Source organism: Streptomyces afghaniensis (assembly GCF_044327915.1).
Taxonomy (GTDB): Bacteria; Actinomycetota; Actinomycetes; order Streptomycetales; family Streptomycetaceae; genus Streptomyces; species Streptomyces afghaniensis.
In genome coordinates this window covers 384,896-401,463 of record NZ_JBIRGJ010000002.1, presented here as the reverse complement: position 1 = coordinate 401,463, position 16,568 = coordinate 384,896, and the positions used below count along the sequence as shown (strand labels likewise).

At 70.3% G+C, this 16,568-nt stretch carries 10 protein-coding genes; 6 read left to right on the top strand and 4 right to left on the bottom strand.

Translation table 11 applies throughout. The annotated features are described in order from the left end of the window. Positions 1–180 precede the first annotated feature (180 nt). Both lepA and ACH4G3_RS08045 read left to right on the top strand, forming a co-directional pair. Positions 181–2,049 carry a translation elongation factor 4 gene (gene lepA, locus ACH4G3_RS08050; RefSeq protein WP_037667194.1) on the top strand — a complete coding sequence of 623 codons (1,869 nt, stop codon included), beginning with the start codon at positions 181–183 and terminating at the stop codon, positions 2,047–2,049. Positions 2,050–2,314: 265 nt separating this feature from the next. Further along, positions 2,315–4,189 (top strand): AMP-dependent synthetase/ligase, encoded by a 1,875-nt coding sequence (locus tag ACH4G3_RS08045; protein WP_397623693.1) that lies wholly within the window; start codon positions 2,315–2,317, stop codon positions 4,187–4,189. 67 nt (positions 4,190–4,256) lie between these two features. On the opposite strand, the gene ACH4G3_RS08040 is transcribed toward ACH4G3_RS08045, so the two are convergent. Together ACH4G3_RS08040 and ACH4G3_RS08035 are read right to left on the bottom strand one after the other, a co-directional pair. Further along, a complete protein-coding gene (locus ACH4G3_RS08040) occupies positions 4,257–4,712 on the bottom strand; it encodes a response regulator (protein ID WP_397623692.1) in 456 nt (151 codons plus the stop codon). Beyond that, entirely contained in the window at positions 4,709–8,845 is a 4,137-nt protein-coding gene (locus ACH4G3_RS08035) for a HAMP domain-containing protein (RefSeq protein ID WP_397623691.1), read from the bottom strand. Before ACH4G3_RS08035 ends, ACH4G3_RS08040 begins: the two co-directional genes overlap by 4 nt. A gap of 342 nt (positions 8,846–9,187) precedes the next feature. Between ACH4G3_RS08035 and ACH4G3_RS08030 the strand changes: the two genes are divergently transcribed. Together ACH4G3_RS08030 and hemW are read left to right on the top strand one after the other, a co-directional pair. Further along, positions 9,188–11,302, top strand: a complete 2,115-nt coding sequence (locus tag ACH4G3_RS08030; RefSeq protein ID WP_397624088.1) for a SpoIIE family protein phosphatase — start codon at positions 9,188–9,190, stop codon at positions 11,300–11,302. Between the two features lie 27 nt (positions 11,303–11,329). After that, the gene (gene hemW / locus ACH4G3_RS08025) at positions 11,330–12,562 is read left to right on the top strand and encodes a radical SAM family heme chaperone HemW (protein ID WP_397623690.1); all 1,233 of its coding nucleotides are present in this window, start codon (positions 11,330–11,332) and stop codon (positions 12,560–12,562) included. 103 nt (positions 12,563–12,665) lie between these two features. On the opposite strand, the gene ACH4G3_RS08020 is transcribed toward hemW, so the two are convergent. Continuing rightward, complete coding sequence (locus tag ACH4G3_RS08020; RefSeq protein ID WP_397623689.1) at positions 12,666–13,469, bottom strand: DUF3097 domain-containing protein; 804 nt, start codon at positions 13,467–13,469, stop codon at positions 12,666–12,668. A gap of 31 nt (positions 13,470–13,500) precedes the next feature. Continuing rightward, the gene (locus ACH4G3_RS08015) at positions 13,501–14,232 is read right to left on the bottom strand and encodes an MBL fold metallo-hydrolase (RefSeq protein ID WP_397623688.1); all 732 of its coding nucleotides are present in this window, start codon (positions 14,230–14,232) and stop codon (positions 13,501–13,503) included. 171 nt (positions 14,233–14,403) lie between these two features. On the opposite strand from ACH4G3_RS08015, the gene hrcA reads away from it, so the two are divergent. Continuing rightward, a complete protein-coding gene (gene hrcA, locus ACH4G3_RS08010) occupies positions 14,404–15,420 on the top strand; it encodes a heat-inducible transcriptional repressor HrcA (protein ID WP_020270537.1) in 1,017 nt (338 codons plus the stop codon). Continuing rightward, positions 15,420–16,556, top strand: a complete 1,137-nt coding sequence (gene dnaJ, locus ACH4G3_RS08005) for a molecular chaperone DnaJ (RefSeq protein WP_020270536.1) — start codon at positions 15,420–15,422, stop codon at positions 16,554–16,556. The genes hrcA and dnaJ overlap by 1 nt, the downstream gene beginning before the upstream one ends. Positions 16,557–16,568 lie beyond the last annotated feature (12 nt).

Here is a 16,568-nt window from a genome sequence, read left to right as displayed (position 1 = left end):
TTCTTGAAGGAGTGCCTCCTGCGAGAGGGCATGAGGCACAGCCCCCCACGGTACCAGCGGGCGCATTCATGGCCCAAACCCGTCCATGGTCCCCACCCGTGGGACCATGGAGGCTACGTATCGATCCGATCCGACCCGAGACCGCAGACACTGCGGACGCCTCAAGAATCAGGACCCTGCGTGCCCGCGATCCCTAGCCATGTGCCCGAGCCGAGCCGAACCGACCCGGCTCTGATCCGCAATTTCTGCATCATCGCGCACATCGACCACGGCAAGTCCACGCTCGCCGACCGGATGCTCCAGCTGACCGGAGTGGTCGAGCAGCGGCAGATGCGTGCTCAGTACCTCGACCGCATGGACATCGAGCGTGAGCGCGGTATCACGATCAAGTCCCAGGCGGTGCGACTCCCGTGGGCCCCGTCCCACGACAAGAGCAAGACGCACATCCTGAACATGATCGACACCCCGGGGCACGTCGACTTCACCTACGAGGTCTCGCGATCGCTCGCCGCCTGTGAGGGCACCATCCTCCTGGTCGACGCGGCCCAGGGCATCGAGGCGCAGACCCTCGCCAACCTCTACCTGGCGATGGAGAACGACCTCACGATCATCCCCGTGCTGAACAAGATCGACCTGCCGGCCGCGCAGCCCGAGAAGTTCGCCGAGGAGCTCGCCCACCTCATCGGGTGCGAGCCCGACGACGTGCTCAAGGTCTCCGCCAAGACCGGGCTCGGTGTCGAGGCGCTGCTGGACAAGGTCGTCGAACAGGTCCCGGCCCCGGTCGGCGTGAAGGACGCCCCCGCGCGTGCCATGATCTTCGACTCCGTCTACGACTCCTACCGGGGCGTGGTGACGTACGTCCGTGTCATCGACGGGCAGCTCAACAAGCGTGAGCGCATCAAGATGATGTCCACCGGCGCGACGCACGAGCTGCTGGAGATCGGCACCAACTCGCCGGAGATGCTGGCGTCCGACGGTCTCGGCGTCGGTGAGGTGGGCTATCTCATCACCGGCGTGAAGGACGTCCGCCAATCCAAGGTCGGTGACACCGTCACCAGCCAGTCCAAGGGCGCCGAGAAGCCGCTGGGCGGCTACAAGGACCCCAAGCCCATGGTCTTCTCCGGCCTCTATCCCCTGGACGGCTCGGACTACCCGGAGCTGCGCGAGGCCCTCGACAAGCTCCAGCTCAACGACGCCGCGCTGGTCTACGAGCCGGAGACCTCCGCCGCCCTCGGCTTCGGCTTCCGCGTCGGTTTCCTCGGCCTGCTGCACCTGGACGTGATCCGGGAGCGGCTGGAGCGCGAGTTCGGGCTCGACCTGATCGCCACCGCGCCGAACGTGGTCTACCGCGTCGTCATGGAGGACGGCACCGAGCACACGGTCACCAACCCGAGCGAGTTCCCCGAGGGCAAGATCTCGGAGGTCTACGAGCCGGTCGTGCGGGCCACCATCCTGGCGCCCAGCGAGTTCATCGGGTCGATCATGGAGTTGTGCCAGACCCGGCGCGGCACCCTGCTCGGCATGGACTACCTCTCCGAGGAGCGGGTCGAGGTCCGCTACACCCTGCCCCTCGCCGAGATCGTCTTCGACTTCTTCGACCAGCTGAAGTCCAAGACCCGCGGCTACGCCTCGCTCGACTACGAGCCCACCGGCGAGCAGACCTCCAGCCTGGTCAAGGTCGACATCCTGCTGCACGGCGACAAGGTCGACGCGTTCTCGGCGATCACCCACAAGGACCAGGCGTACGCCTATGGCGTGCGGCTCGTCGCGAAGCTCAAGGAGCTCATCCCGCGGCAGGCCTTCGAGGTGCCGGTCCAGGCCGCCATCGGCTCCCGGGTCATCGCCCGCGAGACCATCCGCGCCATCCGCAAGGACGTCCTCGCCAAGTGCTACGGCGGTGACATCTCCCGTAAGCGGAAGCTGCTGGAGAAGCAGAAGGAGGGCAAGAAGCGGATGAAGATGGTGGGTTCTGTGGAAGTTCCACAGGAGGCGTTCATCGCCGTCCTGTCGAGTGATGACAGCGCGGGGTCGGGCAAGGGCAAGAAGTAATCACGTGTTACCGCGGGTTACGCCGCAAACCGGGTAGTACAGGGGCCTGTCGTGCGAAAGTGCGGCGGGCCGCTGTGCGTATACGGGGTAGCTCTCTGTAGGAAGTGACAGGCCGCGGACCCTTACGCAGCGGCCGGTCGACCTTTACTCTGATCCCTGCTCGATAGTTACTCGCGAGTTAAACAACGGCTCGCGAACAGCAGCTCGTGAGTCAAACCCAGCCGCACCTGAGCCAGCCGCACTGTCGCGGGCCCCGGAGGATGTCGTGAGCGACACACAGACACTGATCGAGAACCGTCCGCCGTCCGTGGCGGGCCTCTTCCTGGACCGCGTGGCGGCCACGCCGGACGCCGAGGCCTACCGCTATCCGGTGCCCGCGTCCTCGGGGCAGGGGCCGGACGACTGGAAGTCGCTGAGCTGGGCGCAGACCGCCGAGCGGGTCTACGCCATCGCGGCCGGGCTCATCGAGCTCGGCGTCCAGCCCGAGCAGCGCGTCGCCCTCGCGTCCAGCACCCGCATCGAGTGGATCCTCGCCGATCTCGGCATCATGTGCGCCGGCGCCGCCACGACCACGGTCTACCCGCAGACCAACGCCGAGGAGTCGGCGTACATCCTGTCGGACTCCGAGAGCCGGGTGCTCATCGCGGAGAACGTCGAGCAGCTGGCCAAGGCGCAGGAGAAGCGCGCCGAGCTGCCCGACCTCACCCATGTCGTGGTCGTCGACCCGGCCGGGGTCGAGACCGCCGACTGGATCCTCACCCTGGACGAGCTGGAGAAGCGCGGCGCGGCCCGGCTGGAGAAGGACCCCGACCTGATCAAGGAGCGGGTCGGCGCGATCACCAAGGACCAGCTGGCCACCCTCATCTACACCTCCGGCACCACCGGCCGTCCCAAGGGCGTGCGCCTCCCGCACGACAACTGGTCGTACATGGCGAAGGCGATCGCCGCGACCGGGCTGATCAGCGGCGAGGACGTGCAGTACCTGTGGCTGCCCCTCGCGCACGTCTTCGGCAAGGTGCTCACCTCCGGCCAGATCGAGGTCGGGCACGTCACCGCCGTGGACGGCCGCGTCGACAAGATCATCGAGAATCTGCCGGTGGTGCAGCCGACGTACATGGCGGCCGTGCCGCGCATCTTCGAGAAGGTCTACAACGGTGTCGCCGCGAAGGCCCGGGCAGGCGGCGGCGCCAAGTACAAGATCTTCCAGTGGGCCGCCGAGGTCGCCCGCGAGTACGCCAAGGCCGCCCAGGACAACTTCCGGCGTACCGGGACCATGTCCGTGCCGTTCGGGCTGGGCGCGAAGCACAAGGTCGCGGACGCGCTGGTGTACGCCAAGATCCGGGAGGCCTTCGGCGGGAACCTGCGGGCGTGCGTCTCGGGCTCGGCGGCGCTGGCACCCGAGATCGGGTACTTCTTCTCCGGCGCCGGCATCCACATCCTGGAGGGCTACGGCCTGACCGAGTCCTCGGCGGCGTCGTTCGTCAACCCGGGCGAGGCCTACCGCACCGGTACGGTCGGCAAGCCGCTGCCCGGCACGGAGGTGCGGATCGCCGACGACGGGGAGATCCTGCTGCGCGGCCCGGGCATCATGGAGGGCTACCACAAGCTGCCCGAGAAGACCGCCGAGGTGCTGGAGGAGGACGGCTGGTTCCACACGGGGGACATCGGGGAGCTGTCGCCCGACGGGTATCTGCGGATCACCGACCGCAAGAAGGACCTCATCAAGACGTCGGGCGGCAAGTACATCGCGCCGGCCGAGGTCGAGGGGCAGTTCAAGGCGGTGTGCCCGTACGTCTCCAACATCCTCGTGCACGGGGCCGACCGGAACTTCTGCACGGCGCTCATCGCGCTCGACGAGGTCGCGATCACGGAGTGGGCGAAGGAGAACGGGCTGGAGGGGAAGTCGTACGAGGAGATCGTCTCCTCTCCGGTCACCGTGGAGATGGTCGACGGGTACGTGAAGCAGCTCAACCAGGGGCTTCAGCGGTGGCAGACCATCAAGAAGTTCCGGTTGCTGCCGCGTGACCTCGACGTCGAGCATGGTGAGATCACGCCGAGCCTGAAGCTGAAGCGGCCGGTTGTGGAGCGGGAGTACAAGCATCTGATCGAGGAGATGTACGAGGGGTCTCGCGAGGCGTAGGGGTGGCGCGGGGATTCGTCGGCGGCTGCGGGTTCGTTGTGGTTGCTCGCGCAGTTCCCCGCGCCCCTCAGGTACCTTCATCCACTCGGCGTTTTAGCTCCTGGATCTCCGTACGCAGGCGTTCCACCTCTCTGCCCTTGCGGTAGAGGTCCAGGAAGACGCTGACCTTCGCCCTCAGCACCCAGGGGTCGAAGGGCTTGGTCACGTAGTCGGCGGCGCCTGTCGCGTAGCCGCGGAAGGCGTAGCCCGAGTCGTCGTCCGCGCCCGTCAGGAAGATGATCGGGACGTCGCGGGTCTGGTCCAGGCGTTTGATGTGGGCGGCCGTCTCGAAGCCGTCCATGCCGGGCATGCGGACGTCGAGCAGGACCAGGGCGATGGGCTGCCGCAGCACCGCCTTCATCGCCTCCTCGCCGGAACGGGCGCGTATCAGAGGCTCGTTGAGGGAGGCGAGGACGGCCTCCAGGGCGGTCAGGTTGTCCTCCATGTCGTCGACCAGGAGGATTCCGGCGCGTGCGGTGCTCATGACGGTCGGGCCTCCTCCGTGCCCCCCGTCTCCCGCGTGTCGTCCGGGCTCAGCAGTTCGCACACGACCGTCAGCAGCCGGTCGATGTCCACCGGCTTGGGCACGTAGTCGTTGGCGCCTGAGGCGATGGACTTCTCGCGGTCGCCGGGCATCGCCTTCGCGGTCAGGGCGACGATGGGCAGGTCCGCCCAGCGCGGGGTGCGGCGGATGGCGCCGATGGTCTCGTAGCCGTCCATCTCCGGCATCATGATGTCCATCAGGACCAGTCCGATGTCCGGGGTGCGCTCCAGCGTCTCGATGCCCTCGCGGCCGTTCTCCGCGTACAGCACGGTCATGCCGACGCGGCCCAGCACATGGGTGAGGGCGAAGACGTTGCGGATGTCGTCGTCGACGATCAGCACCCGCCGCCCGGCCAGGATCCGGCCCGGCCTGCCGGACGTCCACGCCTCCAGCCTGGTCGGCGAGGGCCAGGCGTCGTCCGTGTCGTAGGCGGCCGGGAACGGTCCGGCGGTGGCCGGCTGGAGGGGCAGGGGCACATCCTGGGGATCCCCGGGGGCCGGCCCCGGCCCCGGTGCCGTGTGACCGGGGCTCACGACAGGCACGTACAGGGTGAATGTGGAGCCCTTGCCGGGTTCGCTCTCGGCGACGATCCTGCCCCCGAGCAGGCCCGCGATCTCCCGGCTGATGGACAGGCCGAGGCCGGTGCCGCCGTACTTGCGGTTGGTGGTGCCGTCGGCCTGCTGGAACGCCTCGAAGATCACCGGGAGTTTCTCCGGCGCGATGCCGATGCCGGTGTCGGACACGGCGAAGGCGATGATGTCGTCGGTGTCCCGGACTCCCCCACCCTCGACGGGGGACCCCCATCGGTGCCCGGCGTCCTGCACCCGGTCGACCCGCAGCTCGACCTTGCCCGACGCGGTGAACTTGATCGCGTTGGAGAGGAGGTTGCGCAGGATCTGCTGGAGGCGCTGTTCGTCCGAGTACATCTCGCGCGGTACGTCCTCGCCGACCGCCAGCTCGAAGGCGAGCCCCCGGTCGATGGTGAGGGGGCGGAACGTGGCGTGGACGTAGTCGAGCAGCTTGATGAGGGGGAGCCGCTTGGGGCGTACGTCCATCCGGCCGGCCTCGATCTTCGACAGGTCCAGGATGTCGTTGATCAGCTGGAGGAGGTCCGAGCCCGAGCGGTGGATCGTCGTCGCGAACTGCACCTCCTGGTCGGAGAGATGACCGTCCGGGTTGTCGGAGAGCAGCCGGGCCAGGATCAGCAGGGAGTTGAGCGGGGTGCGCAGCTCGTGCGACATGTTCGCCAGGAACTCCGACTTGTACTGCGAGGACGTGGCCAGCAGGGCGGCCTTCTCCTCCAGTTCGGCGTTGGAGCGCTGCAGCTCGCCCTGCTGCTTCTGGAGTTCGTCCGAGCGTTCCTGGAGTTGCATCGCCAGGCGCTGGGACTCGCCGAGCAGGGACTCTGTGCGGGAGTTGGCGATGATCGTGTTGATGGCGACGCCGATCGTGTTGACGAACTGGTCGAAGAAGGCCAGGTGCACATCGGAGAAGCGGGAGAAGGAGGCGAGCTCGATGACGCCGAGGAGCTTGTCCTCGAAGAGGATCGGGATGATGACGATCGTGGTCGGGGCCGCCTCGCCGAGGCCGCTGTTGATCTTGATGTAGTCGGGCGGGGCGCCCTCGACCAGGATCCGCTTCTTCTCCCGGGCCGCCTGCGCGACCAGGCCGTGCACCGGCAGGCCGCCGGTCTCGACGGTCGCGTCCTGGGCGGCGCCGTAGCCGGCGATGAAGGCGAGCCCCTTGGTGGGAACCGTCGCTCCGGCCTCCTCCGGATCGGCCAGGTAGAACGCGCCGTACTGGGCGTTCACCAGCGGGGTCAGCTCACGCAGTATCAGGTCGGCGACCTCCATCAGGTCGCGGTGGCCCTGCATCAGAGAGGCGAGGCGGGCCAGGTTGGACTCCAGCCAGTCCTTCGCGCGGGTCGTCTCGCGCAGGTTGGCCACCATCAGGTTGATGTTGTCCTTCAGCTCGGCGACCTCGCCGCGGGTCTCGACCGTGATCGAGCGGGACATGTCGCCCTGGGCCACGGCGGAGGCGACCTCGGCGATCGCGCGGACCTGGGTGGTGAGGTTCGAGGCCAGTTCGTTGACGTTCGTCGTCAGGCGCTTCCAGGTGCCGTAGACGCCCTCGACCCTGGCCTGGCCGCCGAGCTGTCCCTCGGAGCCGACCTCGCGGGCCACGCGCGTGACCTCCGAGGCGAAGGAGGACAGCGTGTCGACCATCGTGTTGATCGTGGTCTTCAGCTCCAGGATCTCGCCGCGCGCGTCCACGTCGATCTTCCGGGACAGGTCGCCCTGCGCCACGGCCGTCGCGACCTGGGCGATGTTGCGCACCTGGGAGGTGAGGTTGTCGGCCATGGAGTTGACGTTGTCCGTCAGGTCCCGCCAGACGCCGGAGACGCCCAGCACCTGGGCCCGCCCGCCGAGCCGGCCGTCGGTGCCGACCTCGCGGGCGACCCGCGTGACCTCGTCGGCGAAGGCGCGCAGCTGCTCCACCATCGTGTTGACGGTGTCCTTGAGCTCGAGGATCTCGCCGCGGGCGTCGACCGTGATCTTCTTCGACAGGTCGCCGTTGGCCACGGCCGTCGTCACCTGGGCGATGTTGCGGACCTGCGAGGTCAGGTTCAGCGCCATGAAGTTGACGTTGTCGGTGAGGTCCTTCCAGACGCCGGAGACGCCCCGGACCTGGGCCTGCCCGCCGAGGTTGCCCTCGGTGCCGACCTCGCGGGCGACGCGGGTGACCTCGTCGGCGAAGGCGGAGAGCTGGTCGACCATGGTGTTGATCGTGGACTTCAGCTCCAGGATCTCGCCCTTGGCCTCCACCGTGATCTTCTTGCCGAGGTCCCCCTGGGCGACGGCGGTGGAGACGAGGGCGATGTTCCGCACCTGGGAGGTGAGGTTGTCGGCCATGAAGTTGACGTTGTCGGTGAGGTCCTTCCAGACGCCGGACACGCCTCGCACCTGGGCCCGGCCGCCGAGGTTGCCCTCGGTGCCGACTTCCCGGGCGACGCGGGTGACCTCGTCGGCGAAGGCGGAGAGCTGGTCGACCATCGTGTTGATCGTGGACTTGAGCTCCAGGATCTCGCCCTGCGCGTCGACCGTGATCTTCTGGGACAGGTCGCCGTTGGCCACGGCCGTCGTCACCTGGGCGATGTTGCGGACCTGGGAGGTCAGGTTCGACGCCATGAAGTTGACGTTGTCGGTGAGGTCCTTCCAGACGCCCGAGACGCCCCGGACCTGTGCCCGGCCGCCCAGCTGGCCCTCGGTGCCGACCTCGCGGGCGACGCGGGTGACCTCGTCGGCGAAGGCGGAGAGCTGGTCCACCATCGTGTTCACGGTCAGCTTCAGTTCCAGCAGTTCGCCGGTCGCCTCCACCGTGACTGTGCGGGTCAGATCGCCGCGTGCCACGGCCGTCGTGACCGCCGCGATGTCCCGCACCTGTGCCGTCAGCCGGGCCGCCATCGTGTTGACGGCCTCGGTCACGTCCCGCCAACTCCCCGACAGTCCCTGCACCTTGGCCCGGCCGCCGAGCCGCCCCTCGGTGCCGACCTCGCGCGCGACCCGTGTCACCTCGCCGGTGAACAGGGAGAGCTGGTCCACCATCTTGTTCACGGCCCGGCCGAGGCGCCGCAGGTCGCCGCGTAATTCCCGCGTGCCGTCGTGCAGATCGACCCGCTGGGTCAGATCGCCGCCGGCCACCGCGTCCAGCACGCGCGTGGCGTTCGCCGCCGGGGCGACGAGGGCGTCGAGCAGCTGGTTCACGTCGTTGACGCGGGATGTCCACAGGCCCTGTCCCGGGCTGGCCGAGAGCCGCTCGTCGAGCCGGCCGTGCCGCACCAGCTCCCGTCGCACCCGCCGCACCTCGGTGGTGAAGTGGACGCTGCGGTCCATGATCTGGTTGTAGACCGCGGTGAGTTCGGCCACCATCCCGTGGCCGGTTTCCGGCACCTTGGTGAAGTCGCCGTCGCGGGCGGCTGTCATGGCTGCGAGCAGGGGACGCAGATCGGATGCACGAATCTGACCGTCTTCGTACCGGTCTTCGACCACAGGAGTAGCACTGTTCTCACTCATGACGGCCCACTTCGGTAACTCGGCGCTTATGGGCGTGGCCAGTCTGTCACCCTGTCGGCATCGACTGTGGCGTATTCGTACGAACTGCCCGGGGAGCTGTCCATGGGGGCCATTCCGACGCAACGGGAGACCGCTTCCCGTGCCTCAGAGGCGCCTGCGCACGCTTCGGAGATGTCTGTGCCCCTGCACGAGGGGGTTGTCTCCGAGGAGTGTGCGCCGTCTAACGAGGCGCCGGTGCCCGGGTCCGAGGTGCCCGTGGTCGGGTCGGAGACGCCCGTGGTCGGATCGGAGGCGCCCGTGCTCACCGCTGAGGTGCCCGGGCTCGGATCCGAGGTGCCCGTGATGGCACCCGAGGTGTCCGCGATCGCACCCGAGGTGCCTGTGATCGCACCCGAGGTGTCCGCGATCGCACCCGAGGTGCCCGTGATCGCACCCGAGGTGTCCGCAGTCGCTTCCGCGGCGCCCGTGAAGGAGCGCGCGCGGGCGTACGCGACCCTGCCCGGCAGCTCACTCGCGCCGGGCTCCGCTCGCGCCCTGGTGCGCGCGGCGATCACCGAGTGGACCGGACTCGGCCTGCCCGGCGCCGAGCACCTCACCGACCGTCTCGCCGACGACGCCCTGCTCGTCGTCAGCGAACTCGTCACCAACGCCGTCGTGCACGCCGGCACCGACGTCCAGCTGGAGTGCCGGCTGGAAGGCGACGACAAGGACACGGCCGCGCTCCTCGTCGAGGTCTCCGACCACCACCCCTCACGCGCCCCGCGCGGCGGCGAGCCCGAAACGCCGCACGACACCCCGGAGTACGGGCGCGGTCTGCGGCTCGTCGGCGCGCTCTCCGAGGCCTGGGGCATCACGTACCGCACGGGCCGGAAGACCGTCTGGGCGCGGTTGCCCGCCGGGGGATGTGAGGCCGGCGATCAGATCGAGGCGTACGCCGGGGAGCACGCGCTGGCGCGCGGGCTGCGCGTGGCGGAGATCCTGGCGCCGGAGCCGCCCCCCGGGCGGGAGGCCCGGGAGAGGGGACCAAGGGACGCACGGGACCCGCACGACCCTGGCGGCGGCTCGGGCGACCTGCGCGACTGGCACGACCTGCGGGAGTGGCGGGAGCGGTACGAGGACTGCGACGGCCGTGACGGACGCGACGGGTCCTGGCTGGGCCGCGGGGCCCTCTCCTTCCTCGCCGAGGCCTCCGACCTGCTCGCCGGACAGCTCGACGAGGACCTGGTCGCCGCCCTCGCCGGGCAGTTGATCGTGCCCCGGCTGGCCGACTGGTGCGCGGTGTGGCTGGAGGACGAGGCCACCGCCGGCGGCTGGAGCGGCGGGGCCGGAGCGGGCTGGCCCCGGCTGGCCCGGGTCTGGCACGGCAGCGAGAACCGCATCGAGGAGCTGCGCCGGGCCCTGGAAAAGGACGCACCGCACCCGTCCGACCCGTCAGGGGCCGGGCCGGCCGACTATCCCTGGCCCGGTGAGGCGCTCGGTGACGCACCCGGCGAGGCGGGCTCGGCCCTCGCGTACCGACTCGTCGCCGGCGGACGCCCGCTGGGCACCCTCGTCATCGGACGGTCCGGGTCCGCCGGCTTCCCCGACGAGATCACCGGCCTCGTCGAGGACCTCAGCCGCCGCGTCGCGCTCGCCATCGGGGCCGCCCGCCAGTACGCCCGCCAGGCCACCATCAGCGCCGTCCTCCAGCGCGGACTGCTGCCCGGCGCCGTGGCCGAGATCCCCGGGGTGCGCAGCGCCCTCGTCTACGAACCGTGCGACAAGGGCGGGCCCAGCGGCGACTTCTACGACCTGTTCCCGGCGGGTGACGGCCGCTGGTGCTTCGCCGTCGGCGACGTCCAGGGCAAGGGGCCCGAGGCGGCCGTCGTGATCGGCCTGGCCCGTCCCTGGCTGCGGCTGCTGGCCCGTGAGGGCTATCGGGTCGCCGACGTCCTCGACCGCCTCAACCAGCTGCTGCTCGACGACGCCACGGAGGCCGCGGACGCGGCGGCCCGGGCGCTGGTGGCCGCCGGTGCGCGGCCGACCCCGCCCGGCGACGGCCCCCAGACCCGCTTCCTGTCCTTGCTGTACGGCGAACTCGCCCCCTTTGACGGCGGTGTCCGCTGCACCGTCGCCTCCGCCGGGCACCCGCTGCCCCTGCTGCTCGGGGCGGGCGGCGAGGTCCACACGGCCGCGCAGCCCCAGACGCTCCTGGGCGTCGTCGAGGACGCCACGTACGCCAGTGAGACCTTCGAGCTGCGGTCCGGCGACACGCTGCTGTGCGTGACCGACGGTGTCACCGAGCGCCGCTCCGGCTCGCGCCAGTTCGACGACGGGGACGGCCTGGCGACGGCGCTGGCCGGGTGCGCGGGGCTGGACGCGGAGCTGATAGCTGAGCGGATCAAGCGGATGGTGCACGAGTTCGGGGCGCGGCCCCCGGCGGACGATCTGGCGCTGCTGGTGCTCCAGGCCGAGTGACCGCCCGGGTGCTGGACAATGGAGGACATGCCTTCCGCACTCCCCGACGGTGAGCCCGTCCCCGACGACGGCGCGCTGCCCGCGTCCGCGCTCGCCGGGGCCGCCGACCGTCCGCTCGGGTTCTATCTGCACGTTCCGTACTGCGCGACCCGCTGCGGCTACTGCGACTTCAACACCTACACGGCGACCGAGCTGCGCGGCACCGGTGGCGTGCTGGCCTCGCGCGACAACTACGCCGGGACGCTGGTGGACGAGGTCCGGCTGGCGCGGAAGGTGCTGGGGGACGACCCCCGGCCCGTTCGTACGGTGTTCGTGGGCGGGGGGACGCCCACCCTGCTCGACGCCGGTGACCTGGTGCGGATGCTCGCGGCCGTCCGTGACGAGTTCGGGCTGGCACAGGACGCCGAGGTCACGACCGAGGCGAACCCGGAGTCGGTGGATCCGGCGTATCTGGCGGCCCTGCGCGAAGGGGGCTTCAACCGGATCTCCTTCGGGATGCAGAGTGCGCGGCAGCATGTCCTGAAGGTGCTGGACCGCACGCACACGCCGGGGCGGCCGGAGGCGTGTGTCGCGGAGGCCCGGGCGGCCGGGTTCGAGCATGTGAATCTCGACCTGATCTACGGCACGCCGGGGGAGTCCGACGACGACTGGCGGGCCTCGCTGGACGCGGTGCTGGGGGCCGGGCCGGATCACGTCAGCGCGTACGCCCTGATCGTCGAGGAGGGCACGCAGCTGGCCCGGCGGATCCGCCGGGGCGAGGTGCCGATGACCGACGACGATGTGCATGCCGACCGGTACCTGATCGCGGACGAGGTCCTCTCGGGCGCGGGCTTCGAGTGGTACGAGGTGTCGAACTGGGCGACCTCGGAGGCGGGGCGGTGCCTGCACAACGAGCTGTACTGGCGGGGGGCCGACTGGTGGGGGGCCGGGCCGGGCGCGCACAGTCACGTGGGCGGGGTGCGGTGGTGGAACGTGAAGCATCCCGGGGCGTATGCGGGGGCGCTGGCGGCGGGGCGGTCGCCCGGGGCCGGGCGTGAGGTGCTGTCGGAGGAGGACCGGCGGGTCGAGCGGATCCTGCTGGAGTTGCGGCTGCGAGAGGGTGTGCCGTTGTCCCTCCTGCGGGAGGAGGGGCTTGCGGCTTCTCGGCGGGCCTTGGCCGACGGGCTGCTTCAGGAGCGGCCGTACGAGGAGGGGCGGGCTGTGCTGACGCTGCGGGGGCGGTTGCTGGCGGACGGCGTGGTGCGCGACCTGGTGGACTGAGGTGCTGCCGAGTTGTTGCTGAGGCCGGGTGGGTCCGCAGCCCGGCGTAGCGGGGTGCCGCTGCGCCCACCCGTGCCGCCCTTGGCGGCACGATTGCCCGCAGCTAGGGAGCCGTCACGAAGTCGATCAGTTCCTCCACCCTGCCCAGCAGTTCCGGCTCCAGGTCCTTGTACGACCGTACGCCCGACAGGATCCGCTGCCAGGCCGCGCCCGTGTTCTCCGGCCAGCCCAGCGCCCTGCACACCCCCGTCTTCCAGTCCTGGCCGCGCGGGATCCGAGGCCATGCCTCGATGCCCAGGGACGACGGTTTCACCGCTTCCCAGATGTCGATGTAGGGGTGGCCGACGACCAGGGCGTGGTCGCTCGTCACCGACTCGGCGATGCGCCACTCCTTGCTGCCCGGCACCAGGTGGTCCACCAGGACGCCCAGCCGCGCGTCCGGGCCGGGGGCGAAGTCGGCGACGATCGACGGCAGGTCGTCGACGCCCTCCAGGTACTCCACGACCACGCCCTCGATGCGCAGGTCGTCGCCCCAGACCTTCTCGACCAGCTCGGCGTCGTGCCGGCCCTCGACGTAGATGCGCCCGGCACGGGCCACGCGGGCGCGGGCGCCGGGGACGGCCACCGAACCGGAGGCCGTACGGGTGGGACGTGCGGGACCGGCGGGCGAGGGGCGGACCAGCGTCACGACCCTGCCCTCCAGAAGGAAGCCGCGCGGCTCCATGGGAAACACCCGGTGCTTGCCGAAGCGGTCCTCCAAGGTCACCGTGCCCGCCTCGCAGCGGATCACCGCACCGCAGAAACCGGTCCCGGACTCCTCGACCACCAGGCCCGGCTCCGCCGGAACCTCGGGCACCGGCTTCGGCTTCTTCCACGGCGGAGTCAGATCGGGCGAGTACTGGCGCATTCGGATGACGATAGGAGAAGGCGTACGGCGATCACCGCGACACGCCGAAATGCGCCGCCAGAGCGTCGCGCTGGGCGCGTACGAACGCCGCGTCCACCACCGCTCCGTGACCGGGCACGTACAGCGCGTCCTCGCCGCCCAGGTCGAGCAGCCGGTCCAGGGCGGCCGGCCAGTGCGAGGGCACGGCGTCGGGGCCCGCCTGCGGCTCGCCGGACTCCTCGACCAGGTCGCCGCAGAACACCACTTCCGGATCACCCGGCACCAGCACCGCCAGGTCGTGCGCGGTGTGCCCGGGCCCCACGTTGGCCAGCAGCACCTGGCGCCCGCCGCCCAGGTCGAGGGTCCACTCGCCGGAGACCAGGTGGCGGGGCGCGACCAGCCGGTCCGCCGCCTCCTGCGCGGTGGTCTGCGCCAGGCCGCCTCGCACCGCGTCGGCGCGCAGCTCCTCGCGGTCCCGGACGCGCGTCAGCACCGCGTCCACGCCCACAGCGCCGAACACCTCCGCGTCCGTGAACTCCGCCACCCCGAAGACATGGTCGAAGTGGGGATGGGTCAGCGCGAGATGCGTCACACGGTGACCGGTGAGCGACCGCGCCTGCTCGCGCAACCGCGCTCCCTCGGCGGGGCTCGATCCCGCGTCGATCATGAGGACCGCGCCCTCACCCGCGACCAGCCCCGCCGTGCAGTCCCACACCGGGAGCCGGCACCGCCCCACCCCGGCGGCCACGCGCTCCCATCCGAGCTCTTCCCAAGTCACCGTCATACGGCGACGCTAGCGGTGACCGCCGCCCCGGGCACGACAGCACGCGACCAGCCTTGCCGGGGGTGTACCTCACAGCCGTACACTGGGCGGGGAATGCTGGCACTCGCACGCGCAGAGTGCCAGGCCTCACAGGCAGGACACCGGGCGGACGACTTCTGGAGGTGTGCGCGAATGCTCAGTGAACGCAGGCTTCAGGTGCTGCGCGCCATCGTCCAGGACTATGTCGGCACCGAGGAGCCGGTGGGCTCCAAGGCCCTCACCGAGCGGCACAACCTCGGCGTCTCGCCGGCCACCGTCCGCAACGACATGGCGGCCCTGGAGGACGAGGGGTACATCGCCCAGCCGCACACCAGCGCGGGGCGCATCCCCACCGACAAGGGCTACCGGCTGTTCGTGGACAAGCTGGCCGGGGTCAAGCCGATGACCGCGCCCGAGCGGCGCGCGATCCAGAACTTCCTCGAGGGAGCCGTCGACCTCGACGACGTCGTGGCGCGTACGGTGCGGCTGCTGGCCCAGCTCACGCGCCAGGTCGCCGTCGTGCAGTACCCGTCGCTGACCCGCTCGACCGTGCGGCACGTGGAGCTGCTCGCTCTCGCGCCCGCGCGGCTGATGCTCGTGCTGATCACGGACACCGGGCGGGTCGAGCAGCGCGTGGTCGACTGCCCGGCGCCCTTCGGCGAGGCCTCGCTCGCGGATCTGCGCGCGCGGCTCAACAGCCGCGTGGCGAACCGCCGTTTCGCGGATGTGCCGAGTCTGGTGGAGGATCTGCCGGAGGCGTTCGAGCACGAGGACCGGGGTACGGTCTCCACGGTGCTCTCCACACTTCTGGAGACGCTCGTCGAGGAGAACGAGGAGCGGCTGATGATCGGCGGCACCGCCAACCTGACCCGCTTCGGGCACGACTTTCCCCTCACGATCCGGCCGGTGCTGGAGGCGCTGGAGGAGCAGGTCGTGCTCCTCAAGCTGCTCGGCGAGGCGAAGGATCCGGGCGTGACCGTACGTATCGGTCATGAGAACGCCCACGAAGGACTCAACTCCACGTCCGTCGTGTCGGTCGGCTACGGTTCGGGCGGCGAGGCTGTCGCCAAGCTCGGCGTGGTCGGACCGACCCGCATGGACTACCCGGGAACGATGGGAGCGGTACGCGCAGTGGCACGGTACGTCGGACAGATCCTGGCGGAGTCGTAGTGGCCACGGACTACTACGCCGTACTCGGCGTGCGCCGCGACGCGTCGCAGGAAGAGATCAAGAAGGCCTTCCGGCGGCTCGCCCGCGAGCTGCACCCGGACGTCAACCCCGATCCGAAGACCCAGGAGCGGTTCAAGGAGATCAACGCCGCCTACGAGGTGTTGTCGGACCCGCAGAAGAAGCAGGTCTACGACCTCGGCGGTGACCCGCTCTCGCAGGCCGGTGGCGGCGGCGCGGGCGGCTTCGGAGCCGGCGGGTTCGGGAACTTCTCCGACATCATGGACGCGTTCTTCGGCACGGCGTCGCAGCGCGGCCCGCGCTCGCGCACCCGCCGCGGCCAGGACGCGATGATCCGCATCGAGGTGGAGCTCGACGAGGCGGCCTTCGGCACGACGAAGGACATCCAGGTCGACACGGCGGTCGTCTGCAACACCTGTAACGGTGAGGGCGCGGCGCCGGGGACCTCCGCCCAGACGTGTGACATGTGCCGCGGTCGCGGTGAGGTGTCCCAGGTCACGCGGTCCTTCCTCGGTCAGGTCATGACCTCGCGGCCCTGCCCGCAGTGCCAGGGCTTCGGCACCGTGGTGCCCACGCCGTGCCCGGAGTGCGCGGGTGACGGACGCGTGCGGTCCCGCCGTACGCTCACCGTCAAGATCCCTGCCGGTGTCGACAACGGCACGCGGATCCAGCTCGCGGGCGAGGGCGAGGTCGGTCCCGGCGGCGGCCCCGCGGGCGACCTGTACGTCGAGATCCACGAACTGCCGCACTCGCAGTTCCAGCGGCGCGGCGACGACCTGCACTGCACGGTCACGCTCCCGATGACGGCGGCCGCCCTCGGCACGAAGGTGCCGCTGGAGACGCTCGACGGCCTGGAGGAGGTCGACATCCGCCCGGGCACCCAGTCCGGCCAGTCGATCCCGTTGCACGGCCGCGGTGTCACGCACCTGCGGGGCGGCGGACGCGGCGACCTCATCGTCCACGTCGAGGTCCAGACGCCGAACAAGCTGGACGTCGAGCAGGAGCGCCTGCTCCGCGAGCTGGCCAAGCTGCGCGGCGAGGAACGGCCCACGGGTCAGTTCCAGCCGGGGCAGCAGGGGCTGTTCTCGCGGTTGAAGGACGCGTTCAACGGGCGCTGACGCCGGCTCCCC

Bases quoted from the DNA above. Each gene is read 5' to 3' on its own strand.
- ACH4G3_RS08040 (WP_397623692.1), bottom strand. From the start codon at position 4,712: ATGAGCACCGCACGCGCCGGAATCCTCCTGGTCGACGACATGGAGGAC.
- ACH4G3_RS08035 (WP_397623691.1), bottom strand. From the start codon at position 8,845: ATGAGTGAGAACAGTGCTACTCCTGTGGTCGAAGACCGGTACGAAGAC.
- ACH4G3_RS08030 (WP_397624088.1), top strand. From the start codon at position 9,188: ATGGCACCCGAGGTGTCCGCGATCGCACCCGAGGTGCCTGTGATCGCA.
- hemW (WP_397623690.1), top strand. From the start codon at position 11,330: ATGCCTTCCGCACTCCCCGACGGTGAGCCCGTCCCCGACGACGGCGCG.
- ACH4G3_RS08020 (WP_397623689.1), bottom strand. From the start codon at position 13,469: ATGCGCCAGTACTCGCCCGATCTGACTCCGCCGTGGAAGAAGCCGAAG.
- ACH4G3_RS08015 (WP_397623688.1), bottom strand. From the start codon at position 14,232: ATGACGGTGACTTGGGAAGAGCTCGGATGGGAGCGCGTGGCCGCCGGG.
- hrcA (WP_020270537.1), top strand. From the start codon at position 14,404: ATGCTCAGTGAACGCAGGCTTCAGGTGCTGCGCGCCATCGTCCAGGAC.